Origin of the sequence: Mycobacterium sp., from assembly GCF_039583785.1 — a bacterium.
Lineage (GTDB): Bacteria > Actinomycetota > Actinomycetes > Mycobacteriales > Mycobacteriaceae > Mycobacterium.
Map to the genome: position 1 here is coordinate 1 of NZ_JAVKSG010000208.1, position 1,559 is coordinate 1,559.

Below are 1,559 nucleotides of genomic sequence, written 5' to 3' on the forward strand. Positions count from 1 at the left end.
CGGGCCCGGAAAGATCTCGCAGGGTGGGGCCAATCCACACCGTCACAGTGGGGCCACTTTAAGTTGACATTGCCAGTTCGCGCAGTACGTCGCGGGGTATGCGGGATCCTCGGTGGAGCGGCGAGGCAACAGCGTCGAGCAGGATGCGGTGTGGTCGATGGTCGAGCTGCAAGCGCTGCTCGACGAGTGGATCATCGCGGTGTGGCAGAACCGTCCCCATGACGGACTACGCGACCCGGTAACGCCTGGTAAGGCGTTGACCCCCAACGAGAAATACGCCGCGCTGGTCGAGGTTACCGGCTACGTGCCAGTGCCCTTGGACGCCGATGACTACATCGAGTTGCTCCCGGTGCACTGGCGCACGATCAACAGCTACGGGATCCGGATCAACCACCGCACCTACGACGCCAAGGCGCTCAACCCCTACCGGCGTCAGCATTCCGGAGTCGATGCCCACAACGGAAAGTGGGAAGTGCACTACGACCCCTATGACGTGTCACGGATCTGGGTGCGCAATCACCATGACGACGGCTGGCTGGCGGCGACGTGGACGCACCTGCGCAGCGCCCCGGCGCCTTTCGGTGAAACATTGTGGCGCCACGCCCGCACGGTAGCCGACCGCAGAGGCACCCAGAAAGCCCACGAAGCCGAGATCGCAGCAATAGCAGAGGATTTGATGGACCGAGCCGCGGCCGGGCCTGCAAATCGATCCAGAGCCGACCGGCGGGTGACTGGCCGGACGAGCGCCGCCAACGCCGACCGCAGCTGGCCGACCCCACCCCTGTCATCGGACTGCGCGGCACCGCCGCCGGTGCGGCAGACCGCCCAACCTTTGCATGCCGATGATGACGATGAGATGGCTGAGGTGATTCCCCTGCCGGTGTTCGATGCGCGTAAGGAGGCTCAGACGTGGCGGCTGTGACCGAGGTTGCCCCGGTCGGTCAGCTCGAAGATCGCCGCCAGCCCACCACCACGTTGGAGGGCTGGCGGCGTTTTGTTGACGTAGACCCACCGGAGTTCAAGCTGCTCGACGACGACGCGTGGACCAGCCTCGGCGACGACGAGCGGACGGCCTACAACGAGGCACGGGTGGCACATCATTCTGAGCTGGTGGTGGTCACCACCTCGGCAATCGAAGCGATCACCCACCAGGGCCGGCTGCTGACCTTGCTCAACCAGCGTGAGATCGGGGCGAGGCGCGGCCTGATTATTTCCGGTGGCGCGGCGACCGGAAAGACCACGGCCATCAAGCAACTGGGCCGATTCCATGAACTGCGTACGCACGCACGGTTTCCCGGCGATGAGAGCCGCATCCCGGTGGTGTATGTGACAGCCCCGCCGAAAGGGTCACCACGTAAACTGGCGATGGAATTCGCCCGGTTCCTCGGACTGCCCTTGCTCAACCAGCGGATGAACGTGACTGACATTTCCGACGCGGTCTGTCAAGTGCTCATCGACGCCCGCACCGACGTCGTCGTGGTCGACGAGATCCACAACCTGAACCTGGATACCCGCGCCGGCGAGGAACTGTCCGATCACCTGAAATACTTCACCGAACA

Annotated in this window: 1 protein-coding gene and 1 pseudogene; both read left to right on the plus strand. The window is 64.1% G+C overall.

Features of this window, described 5'->3' with window-relative positions; translation table 11 throughout:
- Window positions 1-76: 76 nt before the first annotated feature.
- Window positions 77-922, plus strand: a pseudogene (locus tag ABDV69_RS21430) (Mu transposase C-terminal domain-containing protein); the annotation flags it as partial.
- Window positions 910-1,559, plus strand: a 650-nt coding sequence (locus tag ABDV69_RS21435; RefSeq protein ID WP_343577855.1) for an ATP-binding protein, incomplete at its 3' end; no start/stop codon positions are given. The pseudogene ABDV69_RS21430 and the gene ABDV69_RS21435, both read left to right, overlap by 13 nt.